We start from the raw sequence: 16670 nt of genomic DNA on the forward strand, positions 1-16670 counted from the left end.
TTAGCCTAACCTCATGCCCTCTGGGTAAGGGGGTCCTAACTTCCGGCTCGAAACGTGATCCGGCGCCCGCCGCGCGAGCGACGGACGCCGGGTCTTCTTTATGTACGGGGGCCTCGGTTCAGCCGGCGAAGCCCAGTTCGCGCGCGATGAGCATGCGCTGCACCTCGCTGGTGCCCTCGCCGATCTCCAGGATCTTGGAGTCCCGCCACATGCGGGCCACCGGGTACTCGTTCATGAAGCCGTACCCGCCGTGGATCTGGGTGGCCTCGCGGGCGTTGTCGACCGCGACCGTCGAGGAGTACAGCTTCGCGAGCGCCGCCTCCTTCTTGAACGGCTCCCCGTGCACCAGCCGCGAGGCCGCGTCCCGCCAGCCGAGGCGCGCCATGTGCGCGCGCATCTCCATGTCCGCCAGCTTGAACTGGATCGCCTGGTTGTCGCCGATCGGGCGGCCGAAGGCGTGCCGCTCCTTGGCGTACTTCACCGACTCGTCCACACAGCCCTGGGCCAGGCCCGTCGCGAGCGCCGAGATGGCGATCCGGCCCTCGTCCAGGATCCGCAGGAACTGGGCGTAGCCCCGGCCCTCCGCGCCCACCAGGTTGGCGAGCGGCACCCGGACGTCGGCGAAGGACAGCTCGCGGGTGTCGGAGGAGTTCCAGCCGACCTTGGAGTACGGCGCCGCGACCGTGAAGCCGGGGGTGCCGGACGGCACGATGATCGAGGAGATCTCGGGGCGGCCGTCCGCCTTGCGGCCGGTGACCGCGGTGACCGTCACCAGACCGGTGATGTCCGTACCGGAGTTGGTGATGAAGCACTTCGACCCGTTGATCACCCACTCGTCGCCGTCCCGGACGGCCGTGGTGCGGGTGCCGCCCGCGTCCGAACCGCCGTCGGGCTCGGTCAGGCCGAAGGCGCCGAGGATCTCGCCGGAGCACATCCGCGGCAGCCACTCCCGCTTCTGCTCCTCGGTACCGAAGAGGTGGATGGGCATGGCGCCCAGCGAGACGCCCGCCTCCAGGGTGATGGCGACGGAGGAGTCGACGCGGGCCAGCTCCTCCAGGGCGATGCCGAGCGCGAGGTAGTCGCCGCCCATGCCGCCGTACTCCTCCGGGAAGGGCAGGCCGAACAGGCCCATCCGGCCCATCTCGCGGACGATCTCGTACGGGAACTCGTGCCGCTCGTAGAGGTCGCCGATCTTCGGGGCGACCACGTCGTGCGCGAACGCCTCGACGGTGCGGCGGAGTTCCTCGTGCTCGGGGGTGAGCCGGTGGTCGAGGGGCATGGGTCTACTGCTCCTTGTGGGAGAGGGCTTTGACGGTGCGGGAGGGGCTGGGCCGCCCCAGCTGTCCGGCCATCCACACGCTCGTGGCGGTGAGGGCGGCCAGATCGACCCCGGTCTCGATGCCGAGGCCGTCGAGCATCCACACGAGGTCCTCGGTGGCGAGGTTGCCGGTGGCGCTCTTGGCGTACGGGCAGCCGCCGAGGCCGCCCGCGGAGGCGTCGACGACGGCGACCCCGTGCTGGAGCGCGGCCAGGGTGTTGGACAGGGCCTGCCCGTAGGTGTCGTGGAAGTGGACCCCGATCAGGCCGGTGCCCACGCCCCGCTCGTTCAGCGCGGTGAGCAGCGCCCCGACGTGGCCGGGGGTCGCGACGCCGATGGTGTCGCCGAGGCTCAGCTCGTCACAGCCGAGGTCGAGCAGGGCCTTGGCGACCGTGACGACCTGCCGGACCGGGACGGCCCCCTCCCACGGGTCGCCGAAGCACATGGAGAGGTAGCCGCGGACGTGCGCGCCGGCCTCCTTGGCGCGGGCGACGACCGGCTCGAACATGGCCAGGGACTCCGCGACGGTGCGGTTCAGGTTGCGGGCGGCGAAGGTCTCGGTCGCGGACCCGAAGACGGCGATCCGCCGCGCGCCCAGGGCCAGCGCCCGGTCCAGGCCGCGCTCGTTGGGCACGAGGACGGGCAGCTCCGCCGGCACGTCGGACAGCAGCGGGAAGAGGTCCTCCGCGTCCGCCAGCTGCGGCACCCACTTGGGGTGGACGAAGCTGGTCGCCTCGATGGTCGTGAGGCCCGCCGCGGCGAGGCGGTGGATGAACTCCGCCTTCACCGCGGTGGGGACGGAGGTCTTCTCGTTCTGCAGGCCGTCGCGGGCACCCACCTCGTGGATGCGGACCCGGGCCGGGAGGCCGGCTGCGGGGACGGTCATCGGGAGCCCGTTCACTTGTCCTCCCCGGTTGCGGCGGGGGTGACCACGGCCAGGATCTGGTCCATGGCGACCGTGGTGCCGGGGGTCACGTCGAGCTCGGTGACGGTACCGGCGTGGGGCGCGGAGATGACGTGCTCCATCTTCATCGCCTCCACGACCAGGAGGCTCTGGCCCGCGGCCACCTCGTCCCCGACGGCCACCTTCACGACGGTGACGGTGCCGGGCATGGGGGCGGCCAGGGTGTCGGCGCCGGAGCGGCCGCGGCCGGTGAGGGACGCGGTGACGGGGTCGTGGCGCTGGACGTGCCAGGTGTCGCCGTCGCGGCCGAGCCAGGTCCCCTCCGGGGAGGGGGTGTGGGTGAAGCGGTGGGTGATGCCGTCGAGTTCGAGGGTGAGGTGGGTGGCGGTGCGCGTGACCGTCCGGCCCACGGCCGGTGTGCCGGGGCTCCGCCCCGGGCCCCGCGCCTCAAACGCCGGCGGGGCTGGATGTGCCGGTGCGGCTGGAAGTGGCTCGGCGGCGAGGAGCAGTTCCGTGTCCTGGCCCGAGGGGCGGGTGCGGACTTCGACCGGGTCCGCGCCCGGGAGGCGGAAGTGGTGGACCGTCCAGGCGGGAGTGCCGCCCAGGCGCCAGCCGTTGGGGACGCCGAAGGGGTCGACCCATGACGCCTGCGCCGCCGGGCCGCCTTCGGGCGCGGCCAGCAGTGCGGCCGCCGCGTACACCTCGGCCGGGACCCCCTCCGGCAGGAGCTTGGCGAGGTCCCGCTCCACCAGCCCGGTGTCCAGGTCGCCGGAGACCACGTCCGGGTGGGCCAGCAGGCGCCGCAGGAAGCCGGTGTTGGTCTGGACGCCCAGGATCACCGTGTCCGCGAGCGCCGCCCGCAGGGTCCGCAGCGCACTGGCCCGGTCCGGCCCGTAGGCGATGACCTTCGACAGCATCGGGTCGTAGGTGCTGCCGACCGGGACGCCCTCCGTCAGCCCGGAGTCGGTGCGCACCGCGCCCGCGTTCGGCTCCGACAGCGCGAGCACGGTCCCGCCGGAGGGCAGGAACCCGCGCGCCGGGTCCTCGGCGCAGACGCGGGCCTCGATCGCGTGGCCGGTGAGGGCGATGTCGTCCTGGCCGAAGCCGAGGGGCTCGCCGGAGGCGACCCGCAGCTGCCACTCCACCAGGTCCAGGCCGGTCACCAGCTCGGTGACCGGGTGCTCGACCTGGAGGCGGGTGTTCATCTCCATGAAGTAGTACGAGGACGGGTCCCCGCCCGGCACGATGAACTCCACGGTGCCCGCGCCGACATACCCGCAGGACCGGGCCGCCTCCACCGCCGCCGCGCCCATCGAGGCCCGGATCCGCGGGGTCAGCAGGACGCTCGGGGCCTCCTCGACGACCTTCTGGTGGCGCCGCTGGAGGGAGCACTCGCGTTCGCCGAGGTGGACGACGTGGCCGTGGGCGTCCGCCAGGACCTGGATCTCGATGTGCCGCGGGCGGTCGACCCAGCGCTCCACGAGCAGGGTGTCGTCGCCGAAGGAGGACCGCGCCTCGCGCCGCGCGGCCGCGATCTCCTCGCCGAGCAGGGCCTCGTCGCGGACCAGCCGCATGCCCTTGCCGCCGCCGCCCGCCGAGGGCTTGAGGAGGACCGGCATGCCGATCTCCTGGGAGGCGGCGGTCAGTTCGGCGTCGGTGAGCCCGCTGCCCGAGGAGCCGGGGACGACCGGGACGCCTGCCGTCCGTACCGTCTCCTTGGCGCGGATCTTGTCGCCCATCAGGGAGATCGCGCCGGCGGGCGGGCCGATGAAGACGAGCCCCGCCTCGGCGCAGGCCGCGGCGAAGGCGGCGTTCTCCGCGAGGAAGCCGTAGCCGGGGTGGACGGCCTCGGCGCCGGTGCGGCGGGCGGCATCCAGCAGCCGCTCCACCGACAGGTAGCTCTCGGCGGCCGCCGCCGGGCCGATCCGGACGGCCGTGTCCGCCTCGCGCACGTGGCGCGCGTCGGCGTCCGCGTCGCTGAACACGGCGACCGAGCGCACGCCGAGGCGCCGCAGCGTACGGATGACCCGGACCGCGATCTCGCCCCGGTTGGCCACCAGAACAGTGCTGAACATCGAAGAGGTCCTCACGTCACACATCACATCCGGAAGATGCCGAAAGCCGAGTCGGCGAGGGGCGCGTTGGCACAGGCGGTCAGGGCGAGTCCCAGGACCTGCCGGGTCTCCAGCGGGTCGATGACCCCGTCGTCCCACAGCCGCGCGGTGGCGTAGTAGGCGTTGCCCTGCTCCTCGTACTGCGCGCGGATCGGGGCCTTGAAGGCGTCCTCGTCGTCGGCGGGCCACTCCTGGCCGGCGCCCTCGATCTGGTCGCGCTTGACGGTGGCCAGCACGGAGGCGGCCTGCTCGCCGCCCATGACGGAGATTTTGGCGTTGGGCCACATCCACAGGAAGCGGGGGCTGTAGGCCCGGCCGCACATGGAGTAGTTGCCCGCGCCGTACGAACCGCCCACGACCACGGTCAGTTTCGGGACCCGGGTGCAGGCCACGGCGGTGACCATCTTCGCGCCGTGCTTGGCGATGCCGCCCGCCTCGTAGTCCCGGCCGACCATGAAGCCCGAGATGTTCTGGAGGAAGAGCAGCGGGATGCCGCGCTGGTCGCACAGCTCGATGAAGTGCGCGCCCTTCTGGGCGGACTCGGAGAACAGGATGCCGTTGTTGGCGACGATGCCGACCGGGTGGCCGTGGATCCGGGCGAAGCCGGTGACCAGGGTCTGCCCGAACTCGGCCTTGAACTCCTGGAAGCGGGAGCCGTCCACGAGGCGCGCGATGATCTCGCGGGCGTCGTAGGGCGTGCGGGAGTCGACGGGCACCGCGCCGTACAGGCCGTACGGATCCGCCTTCGGCTCCTCGGGAGCCTCCACCGACCACGGCGGGGCCGCCTTCGCCGGCAGCGTGGCCACGATGTTGCGGACGATCCGCAGCGCGTGCGCGTCGTCCTCGGCCAGGTGGTCGGTGACCCCGGAGGTCCGCGAGTGCACCTCGCCGCCGCCCAGCTCCTCGGCCGTGACGACCTCTCCGGTGGCCGCCTTCACCAGCGGGGGCCCGCCGAGGAAGATGGTGCCCTGGCCGCGCACGATGACGGCCTCGTCGCTCATCGCCGGGACGTAGGCGCCGCCCGCGGTGCAGGAGCCGAGGACGGCGGCGATCTGCGGGATGCCCGCGCCGGACATCCGCGCCTGGTTGTAGAAGATCCGGCCGAAGTGCTCGCGGTCGGGGAAGACCTCGTCCTGCATGGGCAGGAAGGCGCCTCCGGAGTCGACCAGGTAGAGGCAGGGCAGCCGGTTCTCCAGCGCGACCTCCTGGGCGCGCAGGTGCTTCTTGACGGTCATCGGGTAGTACGTGCCGCCCTTGACGGTGGCGTCGTTCGCCACGATCACGCACTCGCGGCCGCTGACCCGGCCGATGCCCGCGATCACCCCGGCGGCCGGGGCGGCGCCCCCGTACATGCCCTCGGCGGCCAGCGGCGCCAGCTCCAGGAACGGCGAACCGGGGTCCAGGAGGGCGTCCACCCGGTCGCGCGGCAGGAGCTTCCCGCGGGCGGTGTGGCGGGCGCGGGCCTTCTCGCCGCCGCCGAGCCGGGCGGCGTCGAGCCGGGCCCGCAGCCCCTCGGTCAGCTCGCGGTGGGCGGCCTCGTTGGTCCGCCAGGCCTCGGACGCCGGATCGGCGGCGGTCGTCAGCACTGGTGCCTGCTGCATCGCTCGAGCTCCCTTGCTCGGTTAATGAGCGTTAACGCCTTACGCGCCATAGGTTAACGACCGCTAACGGCCCTGTCTAGAATGGATTCCCATGAACACCGGAGCGGCCGTCCCCACCCGTCGCGAGCAGATCCTCAACGAGGCCGCTCGTCTCTTCGCCGAGCGTGGTTTCCACGGGGTCGGCGTGGATGAGATAGGGGCCGCGGTGGGCATCAGCGGCCCCGGCCTGTACCGCCACTTCGCGGGCAAGGACGCGATGCTCGCCGAGCTGCTCGTCGGGATCAGCGAGCGGCTGCTGACCGGCGGCCGCCACCGGGTGGCCGAGGCCGCCGGGGACCCCGCCTCCGTCCTGGCCTCGCTGATCGACGGGCACATCGACTTCGCGCTCGACGACCGGGCGCTGATCACCGTCCACGACCGCGAGCTCGACCGGCTGCGGGACGCCGACCGCAAGCTGGTGCGCCAGCTCCAGCGCCAGTACGTGGAGCTGTGGGTCGAGGTCGTGCGGGAGCTGCACCCGCTGGTGCCGCAGGCGGAGGTGCGCATCTGCGTCCACGCCGTCTTCGGCCTGCTGAACTCGACCCCGCACCTGGGACCGCTGGGCCGTGAGGCCACCGAGTCGCTGCTGCGCCGGGTGGCGCACGGGGCGTTCGGGGCGCTGTCGGGGTGAGGTGGGGCCGCGGCGGGAAGCCGGTCCGCGGGGTCCGCCGACCGGGACGGAACGGACGCGTCCGGTCCTCCGGCGGCAGAATGGCCCCCATGCCGATAGAGACGTCCGTACCCAGCCGCGCCGAACTCGTCGATCACCTGGTCCGCACCCGGATCGCGGGACAGGTCGCCACGCCGCGCGAGAACAACCTCTCCCACTACCGCAAGCTCGCCAACGGCGACCGCCACTACTGGCTGGGCCTGGAACTGGGCGACCGCTGGACGGACGAACAGGACGTCCTCGCCGTGATGGCGGAGCGCTGCGGGGTCGTCGACGACCCCGCGCAGCTGTACGGCCAGGACACCATCGACCCCGAGCTGACCCTGGACGCCCTCGACCGGATGGCGGCCCGGCTGCGCAAGGCGGCCCTGGACCAGCAGCGCGTGCTGTTCGCGACCGGTCACCCGGGCGGCCTGCTCGACGTGCACCGCGCCACCGCGGCGGCCCTGCGGGCGGCCGGCTGCGAGATCGTGGTGATCCCGGCCGGGCTCATGGCCGACGAGGGCTCCGTGTGGCAGTTCGCGGACGTGGCGGTGCTGGAGCGCGGGGCGACCCTGTGGCACACCCATTCGCCGAACCCGATGGCCGCGATCCTGGACGCCCTGGCCGCCGAGGGGCGGCCGCTGCCGGACCTGGTCGTCGCGGACCACGGGTGGGCCGGGTGCGCGGCCCAGCGGGGCCTGGACGCGGTCGGGTACGCCGACTGCAACGACCCGGCGCTCTTCCTCGGCGAGGCCGAGGGGACCCTCCAGGTGGCGGTGCCGCTGGACGACCACGTGCGGGACCCGCGGCACTACGACCCGCTGGTGGCGTACCTGCTGGACGCGGCGGGCCTGTCCGGCTGACCCGCGCGGCGCAGCGGGCCCCGGCCGCCTCCGCCGCTCAGCGGAGCCAGCCGGTCGTGACGGCCTGGACGGCCGAGCCGTCGAGGTCGGCCAGCTTCGCCGCGACGAAGTCCCGGGCCCACGGCGAGGTCTGGACCCGCAGCGGCACCTGGGGCGCGTCCAGCAGGGCGACGACGGGTCCGGCCGCCTCGGCGGAGGTCTGCGAGGTGTCCGCCCCGTACGAGGACATCGCGTGCTCGACGTACGCCCGCAGCGCGCCGCCGTAGGGACCGGCCGCCTCCACCATCGCGGGGACGTCGAGCCGCTGGCTCGCCACGAACTCGCTGGTGACGGCGCCCGGTTCGACCACCGATACCAGGACGCCGACGCTCGCCGCGACCGGGGCGAGTGACTCCATGAAGCCCTCCACGGCGAACTTGGCGGCGCAGTAGGCCTCGTTGAAGGGCTGGCCGACCACCCCGCCGACGCTCGTCACCGTGATGATCCGGCCGCCCGACGCCCGCAGGTGGGGCAGCGCCGCGAGGGTGACCTCCACGACGCCGAAGTAGTTGACCTCCATCGCGGCGCGGACCGGTCCCATGCCCTGCTGCTCGACGGTGCCGGCGAACCCGGCGCCCGCGTTGTTCACGACCGCGTCGAGCCGGCCGTGTCCGGCGACCACCCCGGCCACGCACTCCGCGACCGAGGCCGCGTCGGTGACGTCGAGGCGCGCGACCTCCACGAGGCCGGACACGCCCGCCTCCTCGGCCGCCCGGCGCAGGGCGTCGGCCCGGCCCGTGTCGCGCATCGTCGCGACGGTGTGCCAGCCCGCCCGGGCGGCCCCGACCGCGGCGGCCAGGCCGATGCCGGAGGAGGTGCCGGTGATGAGGACGGTCTTGCGGGTCATGGGGCTCTCCTGGGGACGGGAACGGTCGGGGCCGGGCTCAGGGCCCGTCCGCGGGGGCGGGCGGAGCGGCCGGGGCCGGCGTCGGCGTCCGCCCCGGGGTGGGGGTCGGGTCCAGGTACACGCGGCGGACCGCCGGCCAGCGCTCGCGCAGCTGCGCCTCCGCGTCCTCGCACGCCGCCTCCACCTGGCGGGCCGATGCCAGGTCGTGGAAGTCGATCTTCGCCGCGATCAGCACCTCGTCCGGCCCCTGCACCAGCGTGGTGAGTTCCAGGACCCCCTCGATGTGCGGCACGGACAGCAGCTCCTCGCGGACCTCGGCCCGCATCGGCGCCGGCAGCGGGCGGCCGATCAGGTACTGGGCGTTCGAGCGGCCCAGCTCCCACGCCACCGCGACCAGCAGCAGTCCGATCAGCAGCGACGCGATCCCGTCGTACGCCCCGGACCCGGTCAGCTGCGCGCCCAGCAGGCCGCCCGCGGCCAGGACGAGCCCGATCAGCGCGGCCACGTTCTCCAGCAGGACCGCCTTCACCGCGGTGTCGGGCGTGTGCTTCACGTATAGGCCGAGCGGCGCCCGCATCCGGGCCGCCTCGCCCGTCACCTGGCGCCAGGCGACCAGCAGCGAGTAGCCCTCCAGCAGGAACGCGACGCCGAGGATGACGTACGACAGCGCCGGGTTCCCCGGGTCCTCGCCGTGCACCAGCGTGTGGATGCCGTCGTACACCGCGAACACCGCGCCGCCGACGAAGGTGGCGATCGAGGCCAGTAGCGCCCAGATGTAGCGCTCCGGTCCGTAACCCAGCGGATGGGCCTCGTCCGCCGGTCTCGCGCTGCGCTTCAGCGAGGCCAGCAGCAGCACCTCGGTCACCGTGTCGGCCACCGAGTGCGCGGCCTCTGACAGCATGGCGCTGGAGCCGCTGACGATCCCGCCCACCGCCTTCGCGGCGGCGATGCCCAGGTTGGTGACCACCGCGACGAGGACCGTGCCGACGCTCTCGCCGCCGGCGCGCTCGTCGCCGCGGCCCGCGTGGCCGGGGCCCTCGTGCTCGCTGCTCGACATGAGCCGACGGTACAAGCGCCGCCCCCGCTACGCGCGCGGGACGCGCACCACGCCCTCCTGGATGACGGTGACGGCGAGCCGCCCGTCGCGGGTCCAGATCCTGGCCTGGCCCAGGCCCCGGCCGGCGGCCGAGGAGGGGGACTCCTGGTCGTACAGCAGCCACTCGTCCGCGCGGAACGGCCGGTGGAACCACATCGCGTGGTCCAGCGAGGCGCCGACGACGTCTCCGACCGCCCAGCCGCCCCGGCCGTGCGCGAGCAGCACCGAGTCGAGCAGGGTCATGTCCGAGACGTAGGTGGCCAGGCAGGTGTGCAGCAGGGGGTCGTCGCTCTCCAGCTTGCCCGCCGTCCGGAACCACACCTGCGAGCGCGGTTCGACCGGCTCGCCGACGCTGCCCCACGGCGGGGTCGTCGCGTACCGCAGGTCCACCGCGCCCCGCGCCTCGATCAGCCGCTCCACCGTGCCCGGGTCGCGGAAGACGTCCCGGTAGCGCGGGAGGGACTCGGCGGCCGTCGGCAGGGTCTCCGGATCGGGCGCGTCCGGCATCGCGGCCTGGTGGTCCAGGCCCTCCTCGGCGGTCTGGAAGGACGCCGAGAGGTGGAAGATCGGCTGCCCGTGCTGGACGGCGACGACCCGGCGCGTGGTGAAGGAGCGCCCGTCGCGGATCCGGTCGACGGAGTAGACGATGGGCGCGCCGGGGTCACCGGCGCGCAGGAAGTACGAGTGCAGCGAGTGCGCCGTGCGGTCCTCGGGCACGGTACGGCCGGCCGCGACCAGGGCCTGGGCCGCGACCTGACCGCCGAAGACGCGCGGTACCAGCGCCGAACGGCTGGTACCGCGGAAGATGTTCTCCTCGATCTGCTCCAGGTCGAGCAGATCGAGGAGCGTCGTCAGTGCGTCGTTCACCGTGGAAGGCTGTGCGCCGTACGTCCCTTACAGGCCCATCGACTTGGCGATGATGGACTTCATGACCTCGCTGGTGCCGCCGTAGATGCGGTTCACGCGGTTGTCGGCGTACAGGCGGGCGATCGGGTACTCGTTCATGTAGCCGTAGCCGCCGTGCAGCTGGAGGCACTTGTCGATGACGCGGTGCGCGACCTCGGTGCAGAACAGCTTCGCGGACGCGGCCTCGGCGGCGGTCAGCTCACCGGCGTCCAGGGCCTCCAGGGCGCGGTCGGCGACGGCCTCGGCGGCGTCCACCTCGGCCTGGCAGGAGGCGAGTTCGAACTTGGTGTTCTGGAAGTGCGCGACCGGCTTGCCGAAGACGGTGCGGTCGGTCACGTACTGCTGGGCGAACCGGACGGCGGCCTTGGCCTGGGCGTACGCGCCGAAGGCGATGCCCCAGCGCTCCGAGGGCAGGTTGGCGCCGAGGTAGTAGAAGCCCTTGTTCTCCTCGCCGAGCAGGTCCTCGACCGGCACCTTCACGTCGACGAACGCCAGCTCGGCGGTGTCGGAGGTGCGCAGGCCCAGCTTGTCCAGCTTGCGGCCGACCGAGTAGCCCTCGGACTTGGTGTCCACGGCGAAGAGGGAGATGCCGAAGCGGCGGTCCTCGGCCGAGGGGGCGGAGGTGCGGGCGCAGACGATCACGCGGTCGGCGTGCACGCCGCCGGTGATGAAGGTCTTGGCGCCGTTGAGGACGTAGTGCGTGCCGTCCTCGGAGAGCTTGGCGGAGGTCTTCATGCCCGCGACGTCGGAGCCGGTGCCCGGCTCGGTCATCGCGAGGGCCCACATCTCCTCGCCGGTGACGAACTTCTCCAGGTAGCGCTTCTTCTGCTCGTCGTTGGCGAGCATCTTGATGTAGGGGAGGGCGAGCAGCACGTGCACGCCGGAGCCGCCGAAGTTCACGCCGGCGCGCGAGGTCTCCTCGTAGAGGACGGCCTCGAACTTGTGCGTGTCCAGGCCCGCGCCGCCGAACTCTTCCGGCACGTTGATGCCGAAGACGCCCAGCTCGCCGAGCTTGTAGTAGAACTCGCGCGGAGCCTGGCCGGCCTGGAACCACTCGTCGTAGACGGGGACGACCTCGGCCTCGATGAAGGCGCGGATGGTCTCGCGGAACGCCTCGTGGTCCTCGTTGAACACCGTACGGCGCACGGCCGACTCCCTTCGTCGCGGCAGTCAGCCGCCCAATCTAAGCGCTTGCTCAGATTAAGTTACCGGTGAGTTGTCCCTGCTGTCCAGAGTGACGCCGGGCACGCACCACGACGCCCGCGGCTAGAAACCACTGCACACCGCCGAGGAGAAGGGGCCGAGCGCGGTCGCCGTGACCGGCGGGGCGTCGTCCACGGTCACGGAGCAGGTGGCCGCGCCGCCGTCGGCGCCCAGCGTGACGACGAGGGAGCCGCCCTTGACGAAGCCCTTCGTGGTGATCTCCTTCGACCACGGCAGGCTCCGGTCGCCGATCTGGCTCGTGGACACGTTCCCGTTGCGCCAGCCGGAGTAGGTGATGGTCACGCCCGTGGCCTGGCCGGTCGCCGCGTAACGGACACGGGCGGTCCGCCCGGCCTCCTGCGACACCTCGTGGGCAAAGACGGCGAAGAGGGCCGCGCACCCGCCGACCAGCAGCAGGAGCACCCCGAGCAGCACCCACGGCCACCGCCGCCGCCTGCGCGGCGCATGCGGAGGCGCCCCCGGGGGAGGGCCGCCCGGGGGCGGGCGCCGTTCCCATCCCCCCGGCTGCGGGGTGCTGTCCTCCGCTCGGCTCATGTGCCCAGCCTCGCCCCTGCCGCCCCGCTTGTCGCCTCCGGGCCCCGTGGGCGGACCCGGTCAGCCGCCCGGTGCGGTGTGCCGCAGCGCGAACCACAGCTCCATCCGGGTGTCCGGGTCGTCCAGGTCGAGGGCCAGCAGGGCCGCGCAGCGGGCGATGCGCTGGCGGACGGTGTTGCGGTGGACCCCGAGGGCGGCCGCGCTGCGGTCCCAGCTGCCGTGGTGGGCCAGCCAGACGCGCAGGGTGTCCGCGTGGGCCGGGTTCAGCGGGGCGAGCAGCGCCTCGGCGTGCGCGCGGGCCTCCGCCGGATCGAGCAGCGCGCCGATGCCGCCCGGGGTGTGCCGGGCCAGCGGGATGCGGGCGGCCTCCGCGCGCTCCAGGGCCCGCCGGGCCTGGGCGGCGGCCCCGCGCAGCTCCGCGGGGCCCGCGGGCGCCGCGACGCCGAGGCGCCATCCGGATTGCGGGTCCGGGTCCCGGTCGGTGAGCAGGCGCACTCCCGCGGACTCGCGCGGGTCGAGCAGTACGGTGCCCAGCGCGGCCGCCAGGGCCCGCGGATCCCCGGCCCCGCGCGCGTGGACGGCGTACCAGGGCCCCGGTCCCAGCGCCTCGGCCGGATCCCCGTCGAGCAGCAGCCGGGTCAGGGCGGTGGCCTCGTCGCCGCCGGGCCGGTGCGCGGTCAGCAGGGCGAGCAGGACGGCGGCCACCGAGGCGATGGTGTGGTCCCCGGGGGCGCGGACCGGCGTGGCGGTCCCGAGGGCCCGCGCGCTTGCGTGCCCCCCGGCCCCGGGCGCGGCGGGGGCCCGGTCCGGGGCTTCCGGCGCGGCGGCGGGGGAGTCGGCGTGCGGCTGCTGCGGGGCGGCCGGGGGGCGGGGCGCCTCGGCGCGGGCCGGGGCGGCCGCCTGCTCCGGGCGGCGGGTCAGGGCGTAGGCCGCCAGCTGCCAGCCCGCGGCTTCGGCGGTGGCCGTCGCCGGGCCACCGGGCCGGCCGACCCGCTCCAGCAGCGCGGCCAGCGCCCCGGCGGCCGCCGCGGGCGGCGCCGCGCCCGCGGAGCGGCCGTCCGGCGCCAGCTCGACCCGCCCGCCCAGCGCGGCCGCGAGGCGCCGCAGCACCGCCGGGACCGGATCGGGGCGGGCCGCCGCGGCCGCCAGGGACTGCTGGGCCTCGGTGACCCGGCGCAGCTCCCGGGTACGGGCCTCCGCCATCAGCCGCCAGACCGCCCGGGCGACCGCGCTGAAGGGGGTGCCGGGCGGCACCTCCAGCAGCGGCAGGCCGGCCCGTTCGCACGCCTCGGCCAGCCCCGGCGGCACCTCCTCGTGCAGGGGCGCCACGCCGAAGCCGAGCGCCGCGACACCGGCTCCGGCGAGCCGGGCGACGTACCGCTCCGCGTCCTGGGCCGCGGCCGCGCCCGCGCTCAGCAGCAGCTCGCCGCCCAGCAGGTAGGGGGAGGGGTCCGCCATCTCGGAGGCGTGCACGCCGTGCACCGCGGCCTCGGCCGGCCCCGCGAGGTGCCGCAGCCCCAGCTCCCGGTCGCGCAGCAGCGCGGAGAGCGCGACCGGCGGGGTGGGCGGGGGAGCGGACGGGGCAGCGGGTGCGGGGACCGCCTCCATGGATACTCCGTACACATCGGGGACACGCGGTGGATGAAACGTACACTTCGCCCGCCCCTGGTGTCCGCTTACGCTCGAAGCACCGCACCCGCACCAACCCCGTAGGACCTCCGGAAGGGCACCCCTCATGAGCACGCAGCCGCGCGGCCCCGTCGACTCCTCCCGCATCCCGCGCTACGCGGGCCCCGCGACCTTCGCCCGGCTGCCCCGCCTGGACGAGGTCGGCTCGGCGGACGTCGCCGTCGTCGGCGTGCCCTTCGACTCCGGTGTCTCCTACCGCCCCGGCGCCCGCTTCGGCGGCAACGCCATCCGCGAGGCTTCCCGCCTGCTGCGCCCGTACAACCCGGCCCAGGACGCCTCCCCCTTCGCCCTCGCGCAGGTCGCGGACGCCGGTGACATCGCCGTGAACCCCTTCAACATCAACGAGGCCGTCGACCAGGTCGAGGCCGCCGCCGACGCGCTGCTCGGCACGGGCTCGCGCCTGATGACCCTCGGCGGCGACCACACCATCGCGCTGCCGCTGCTGCGCTCGGTGGCCAAGAAGCACGGCCCGGTCGCCCTGCTCCACTTCGACGCCCACCTGGACACCTGGGACACCTACTTCGGCGCCGAGTACACGCACGGCACGCCGTTCCGCCGGGCCGTCGAGGAGGGCATCCTCGACACCGAGGCGCTCTCGCACGTCGGCACCCGCGGCCCGCTCTACGGCAAGCAGGACCTGGACGACGACGCCAAGATGGGCTTCGGCATCGTCACCTCGGCGGACGTCTACCGGCGCGGCGCCGACGAGGTCGCCGACCAGCTGCGCCAGCGCATCGGCGACCGCCCGCTCTACATCTCGATCGACATCGACGTGCTGGACCCGGCCCACGCGCCCGGCACCGGCACCCCGGAGGCGGGCGGCATGACCTCCCGCGAGCTGCTGGAGATCATCCGCGGCCTGTCGTCCTGCAACCTCGTTTCCGCCGACGTGGTCGAGGTGGCCCCGGCGTACGATCACGCGGAGATCACCTCGGTCGCGGCCTCGCACACCGCCTACGAGCTGACCACGATCATGAGCCGCCAGATCTCCGCGGCACGTCAGGGCTGAGCGGCGCGCCGGGGACAGAGCCGAAGGGCACGCACGACGTGACGCACGACCACGACCTGGTACTCCGTCCGACCCCCGCCCAGACGGCGGCCGCCCTGGCGCCGCCGCCGGGGCGCACGGGCGGGGACCTGGTCGTGGAGACGCTGCGCTCGCTCGGCGCGACCACCGTCTTCGGCCTGCCGGGCCAGCACGCCCTCGGCCTCTTCGACGCGGTCGGCCGCTCGGACCTCCGCCTGATCGGCCTCCGTACGGAGAACAACGCGGCCTTCGCGGCCGACGCGTACGGCCGGATGACCGGCGAGGCGGTCCCCCTCCTCCTCTCCACCGGTCCCGGCGCGCTGATGGCCCTGCCCGCCCTCGCCGAGGCGGCCGCGGCATCCGCCCCCGTCCTGGCCATCGCCTCCCAGGTCCCGACCCCGGGACTGGGAGGCGGCCGGCGCGGACACCTGCACGAGCTGCGGGACCAGGCGGCCTCCTTCCGGGACGTGGTCAAGTCCGTCCACATCGCCCGCGCCCCCTCACAGATCCCCTCGGTCATCGCCGAGGCCTGGGAATCGGCGCTGACGGCCCCGCACGGCCCGGTCTGGGTCGAGATCCCGGAAGACGTCCTGCGCGCGGAAACCCTCGTCCCCCGGGTCACCGCCATGGACGCTGCCCCGCACGAGCCGGCCCCGCGCCCCGAGCTCACCGCCCTGGCCGCGCACTGGCTGGAGAACGCCGAGCGCCCCGTGATCATCGCGGGCGGCGGAGTGATCCGTTCGGACGCGGCGGGCAAGCTGAAGCAGCTCGCGGAACGCCTGAACGCGCCCGTGGTCACCACCTTCGGCGGCAAGGGCGCCTTCCCCTGGACCCACCCGCTCTCGCTCCAGTCCTGGCTGGAGGACCGCCACATGACGGACTTCCTGGAGGACGCGGACGTCCTGCTGGTGGTCGGCTCGGGCCTCGGGGAACTCTCCTCGAACTACCACACGTTCTTCCCGGAGGGCCGGGTCGTCCAGATCGAGGCCGACCTCGGCAAGCTGGAGTCGAACCACCCCGGGCTCGGCATCCACGCGGACGCGCGCCTCGCCCTCCAGGCCCTGCTGGAGACGGTGGCCGAGCGCCCGGACCCGGGCGCGCCCGAGCGCGTACGCGCCGTCCTCGCGGCGGTCGCGGAGCGCCTGGCGGGTCAGGACGTCACCCTGGAGCAGCAGCTCCTGGCCTCCATCAGGTCGGCCCTGCCGCCCCGCTCGCCGTCGTTCTGGGACATGACGATCCTGTCCTACTGGGCCTGGTCCGCCTTCGACCCCGAGCACCCCAACACCATGCACTCGGCCCAGGGCGCGGGCGGCCTCGGCTACGCCTTCCCCGCCGCCCTCGGCGCCTGCGCCGCCGAACCGGGCACCCCGGTGCTGGCCGTCTCGGGCGACGGCGGCGCGATGTACTCCCTCGCGGAGCTGGCCACCGCCCGCCAGCACGACCTGGACGTGACCTGGCTGATCGTGGACGACGGCGGCTACGGCATCCTGCGCGAGTACATGCACCTGTCCTTCGACGGCCGCACCACGGGTACGGACCTCGCCCGCCCCGACTTCGTCGCCCTGGCCGGGTCCTTCGGCGTCCCGGCGTCCACCACCACCCCGCAATCCCTGCGCGCGGACCTGGCGGCGTCCCTCGCCACCCCGGGCCCCTCGGTCCTCGTGCTCCCCGCGACCTTGAAGATGTTCGCCCCGACCCACCTCTGACGGCGGCCGCCCGGGCCCGCCCCGAACCGCTCCGCAACGGCGTTCGATTGTTGCGGCGGGATGAAAACGACCGGTCGCGGCGTTGGGGCTTCCGGCAGGGCAGGCAGGACG

The 16670-nt window shown here is 74.1% G+C and carries 14 protein-coding genes; 4 read left to right on the forward strand and 10 right to left on the reverse strand.

Going from position 1 to position 16670, the window contains the following annotated elements; translation table 11 throughout:
• Nucleotides 1-118: 118 nt before the first annotated feature.
• From AC0693_RS06290 to AC0693_RS06305, 4 genes are read right to left on the reverse strand one after another with little or no spacing between them, the layout of a single operon-like run.
• On the reverse strand, nt 119-1279 hold the full coding sequence (locus AC0693_RS06290) for an acyl-CoA dehydrogenase family protein (protein WP_478801116.1): 1161 nt from the start codon (nt 1277-1279) through the stop codon (nt 119-121).
• Between the two features lie 4 nt (nt 1280-1283).
• Complete coding sequence (locus AC0693_RS06295) at nt 1284-2204, reverse strand: hydroxymethylglutaryl-CoA lyase (protein WP_478801353.1); 921 nt, start codon at nt 2202-2204, stop codon at nt 1284-1286.
• Nucleotides 2205-2215: 11 nt separating this feature from the next.
• Entirely contained in the window at nt 2216-4297 is a 2082-nt protein-coding gene (locus AC0693_RS06300) for an acetyl/propionyl/methylcrotonyl-CoA carboxylase subunit alpha (RefSeq protein ID WP_478801117.1), read from the reverse strand.
• Nucleotides 4298-4320: 23 nt separating this feature from the next.
• Nucleotides 4321-5937, reverse strand: a complete 1617-nt coding sequence (locus AC0693_RS06305) for a carboxyl transferase domain-containing protein (protein ID WP_469317511.1) — start codon at nt 5935-5937, stop codon at nt 4321-4323.
• Nucleotides 5938-6028: 91 nt separating this feature from the next.
• On the opposite strand from AC0693_RS06305, the gene AC0693_RS06310 reads away from it, so the two are divergent.
• Both AC0693_RS06310 and AC0693_RS06315 read left to right on the forward strand, forming a co-directional pair.
• Entirely contained in the window at nt 6029-6607 is a 579-nt protein-coding gene (locus AC0693_RS06310) for an SACE_7040 family transcriptional regulator (RefSeq protein ID WP_356404674.1), read from the forward strand.
• Nucleotides 6608-6687: 80 nt separating this feature from the next.
• Nucleotides 6688-7491 (forward strand): phosphatase, encoded by an 804-nt coding sequence (locus AC0693_RS06315; RefSeq protein ID WP_468463221.1) that lies wholly within the window; start codon nt 6688-6690, stop codon nt 7489-7491.
• 37 nt (nt 7492-7528) lie between these two features.
• Here the strand turns inward: AC0693_RS06315 and AC0693_RS06320 are convergent, their stop codons facing one another.
• The 6 genes from AC0693_RS06320 to AC0693_RS06345 form a co-directional block, all read right to left on the reverse strand.
• Nucleotides 7529-8377: an SDR family NAD(P)-dependent oxidoreductase gene (locus AC0693_RS06320; protein WP_478801118.1), complete on the reverse strand. Its 849-nt coding sequence runs from the start codon at nt 8375-8377 to the stop codon at nt 7529-7531.
• Nucleotides 8378-8414: 37 nt separating this feature from the next.
• Nucleotides 8415-9434: a cation diffusion facilitator family transporter gene (locus AC0693_RS06325; RefSeq protein WP_356404680.1), complete on the reverse strand. Its 1020-nt coding sequence runs from the start codon at nt 9432-9434 to the stop codon at nt 8415-8417.
• A 27-nt stretch (nt 9435-9461) separates the two neighbouring features.
• Entirely contained in the window at nt 9462-10340 is an 879-nt protein-coding gene (gene tesB, locus AC0693_RS06330) for an acyl-CoA thioesterase II (protein WP_469339629.1), read from the reverse strand.
• A 27-nt stretch (nt 10341-10367) separates the two neighbouring features.
• On the reverse strand, nt 10368-11525 hold the full coding sequence (locus tag AC0693_RS06335) for an acyl-CoA dehydrogenase family protein (protein WP_356404684.1): 1158 nt from the start codon (nt 11523-11525) through the stop codon (nt 10368-10370).
• Nucleotides 11526-11645: 120 nt separating this feature from the next.
• On the reverse strand, nt 11646-12017 hold the full coding sequence (locus tag AC0693_RS06340) for a hypothetical protein (protein ID WP_478739449.1): 372 nt from the start codon (nt 12015-12017) through the stop codon (nt 11646-11648).
• Between the two features lie 180 nt (nt 12018-12197).
• Nucleotides 12198-13745: a PucR family transcriptional regulator gene (locus AC0693_RS06345; RefSeq protein WP_478801119.1), complete on the reverse strand. Its 1548-nt coding sequence runs from the start codon at nt 13743-13745 to the stop codon at nt 12198-12200.
• 127 nt (nt 13746-13872) lie between these two features.
• On the opposite strand from AC0693_RS06345, the gene speB reads away from it, so the two are divergent.
• Together speB and AC0693_RS06355 are read left to right on the forward strand one after the other, a co-directional pair.
• A complete protein-coding gene (gene speB / locus AC0693_RS06350) occupies nt 13873-14835 on the forward strand; it encodes an agmatinase (RefSeq protein WP_478801120.1) in 963 nt (320 codons plus the stop codon).
• A 38-nt stretch (nt 14836-14873) separates the two neighbouring features.
• Entirely contained in the window at nt 14874-16559 is a 1686-nt protein-coding gene (locus AC0693_RS06355) for a thiamine pyrophosphate-binding protein (RefSeq protein ID WP_478801121.1), read from the forward strand.
• Nucleotides 16560-16670 lie beyond the last annotated feature (111 nt).

The sequence above is a fragment of the Streptomyces sp. NPDC043876 genome, from assembly GCF_056435825.1.

Excerpts from the sequence above, each read along its gene's own strand:
- AC0693_RS06320 (WP_478801118.1), bottom strand. The coding sequence starts at position 8,377 with ATGACCCGCAAGACCGTCCTCATCACCGGCACCTCCTCCGGCATCGGC.
- AC0693_RS06305 (WP_469317511.1), bottom strand. The coding sequence starts at position 5,937 with ATGCAGCAGGCACCAGTGCTGACGACCGCCGCCGATCCGGCGTCCGAG.
- AC0693_RS06325 (WP_356404680.1), bottom strand. The coding sequence starts at position 9,434 with ATGTCGAGCAGCGAGCACGAGGGCCCCGGCCACGCGGGCCGCGGCGAC.
- AC0693_RS06310 (WP_356404674.1), top strand. The coding sequence starts at position 6,029 with ATGAACACCGGAGCGGCCGTCCCCACCCGTCGCGAGCAGATCCTCAAC.
- AC0693_RS06290 (WP_478801116.1), bottom strand. The coding sequence starts at position 1,279 with ATGCCCCTCGACCACCGGCTCACCCCCGAGCACGAGGAACTCCGCCGC.
- AC0693_RS06315 (WP_468463221.1), top strand. The coding sequence starts at position 6,688 with ATGGCCCCCATGCCGATAGAGACGTCCGTACCCAGCCGCGCCGAACTC.
- AC0693_RS06295 (WP_478801353.1), bottom strand. The coding sequence starts at position 2,204 with ATGACCGTCCCCGCAGCCGGCCTCCCGGCCCGGGTCCGCATCCACGAG.
- speB (WP_478801120.1), top strand. The coding sequence starts at position 13,873 with ATGAGCACGCAGCCGCGCGGCCCCGTCGACTCCTCCCGCATCCCGCGC.
- AC0693_RS06345 (WP_478801119.1), bottom strand. The coding sequence starts at position 13,745 with ATGGAGGCGGTCCCCGCACCCGCTGCCCCGTCCGCTCCCCCGCCCACC.
- AC0693_RS06300 (WP_478801117.1), bottom strand. The coding sequence starts at position 4,297 with ATGTTCAGCACTGTTCTGGTGGCCAACCGGGGCGAGATCGCGGTCCGG.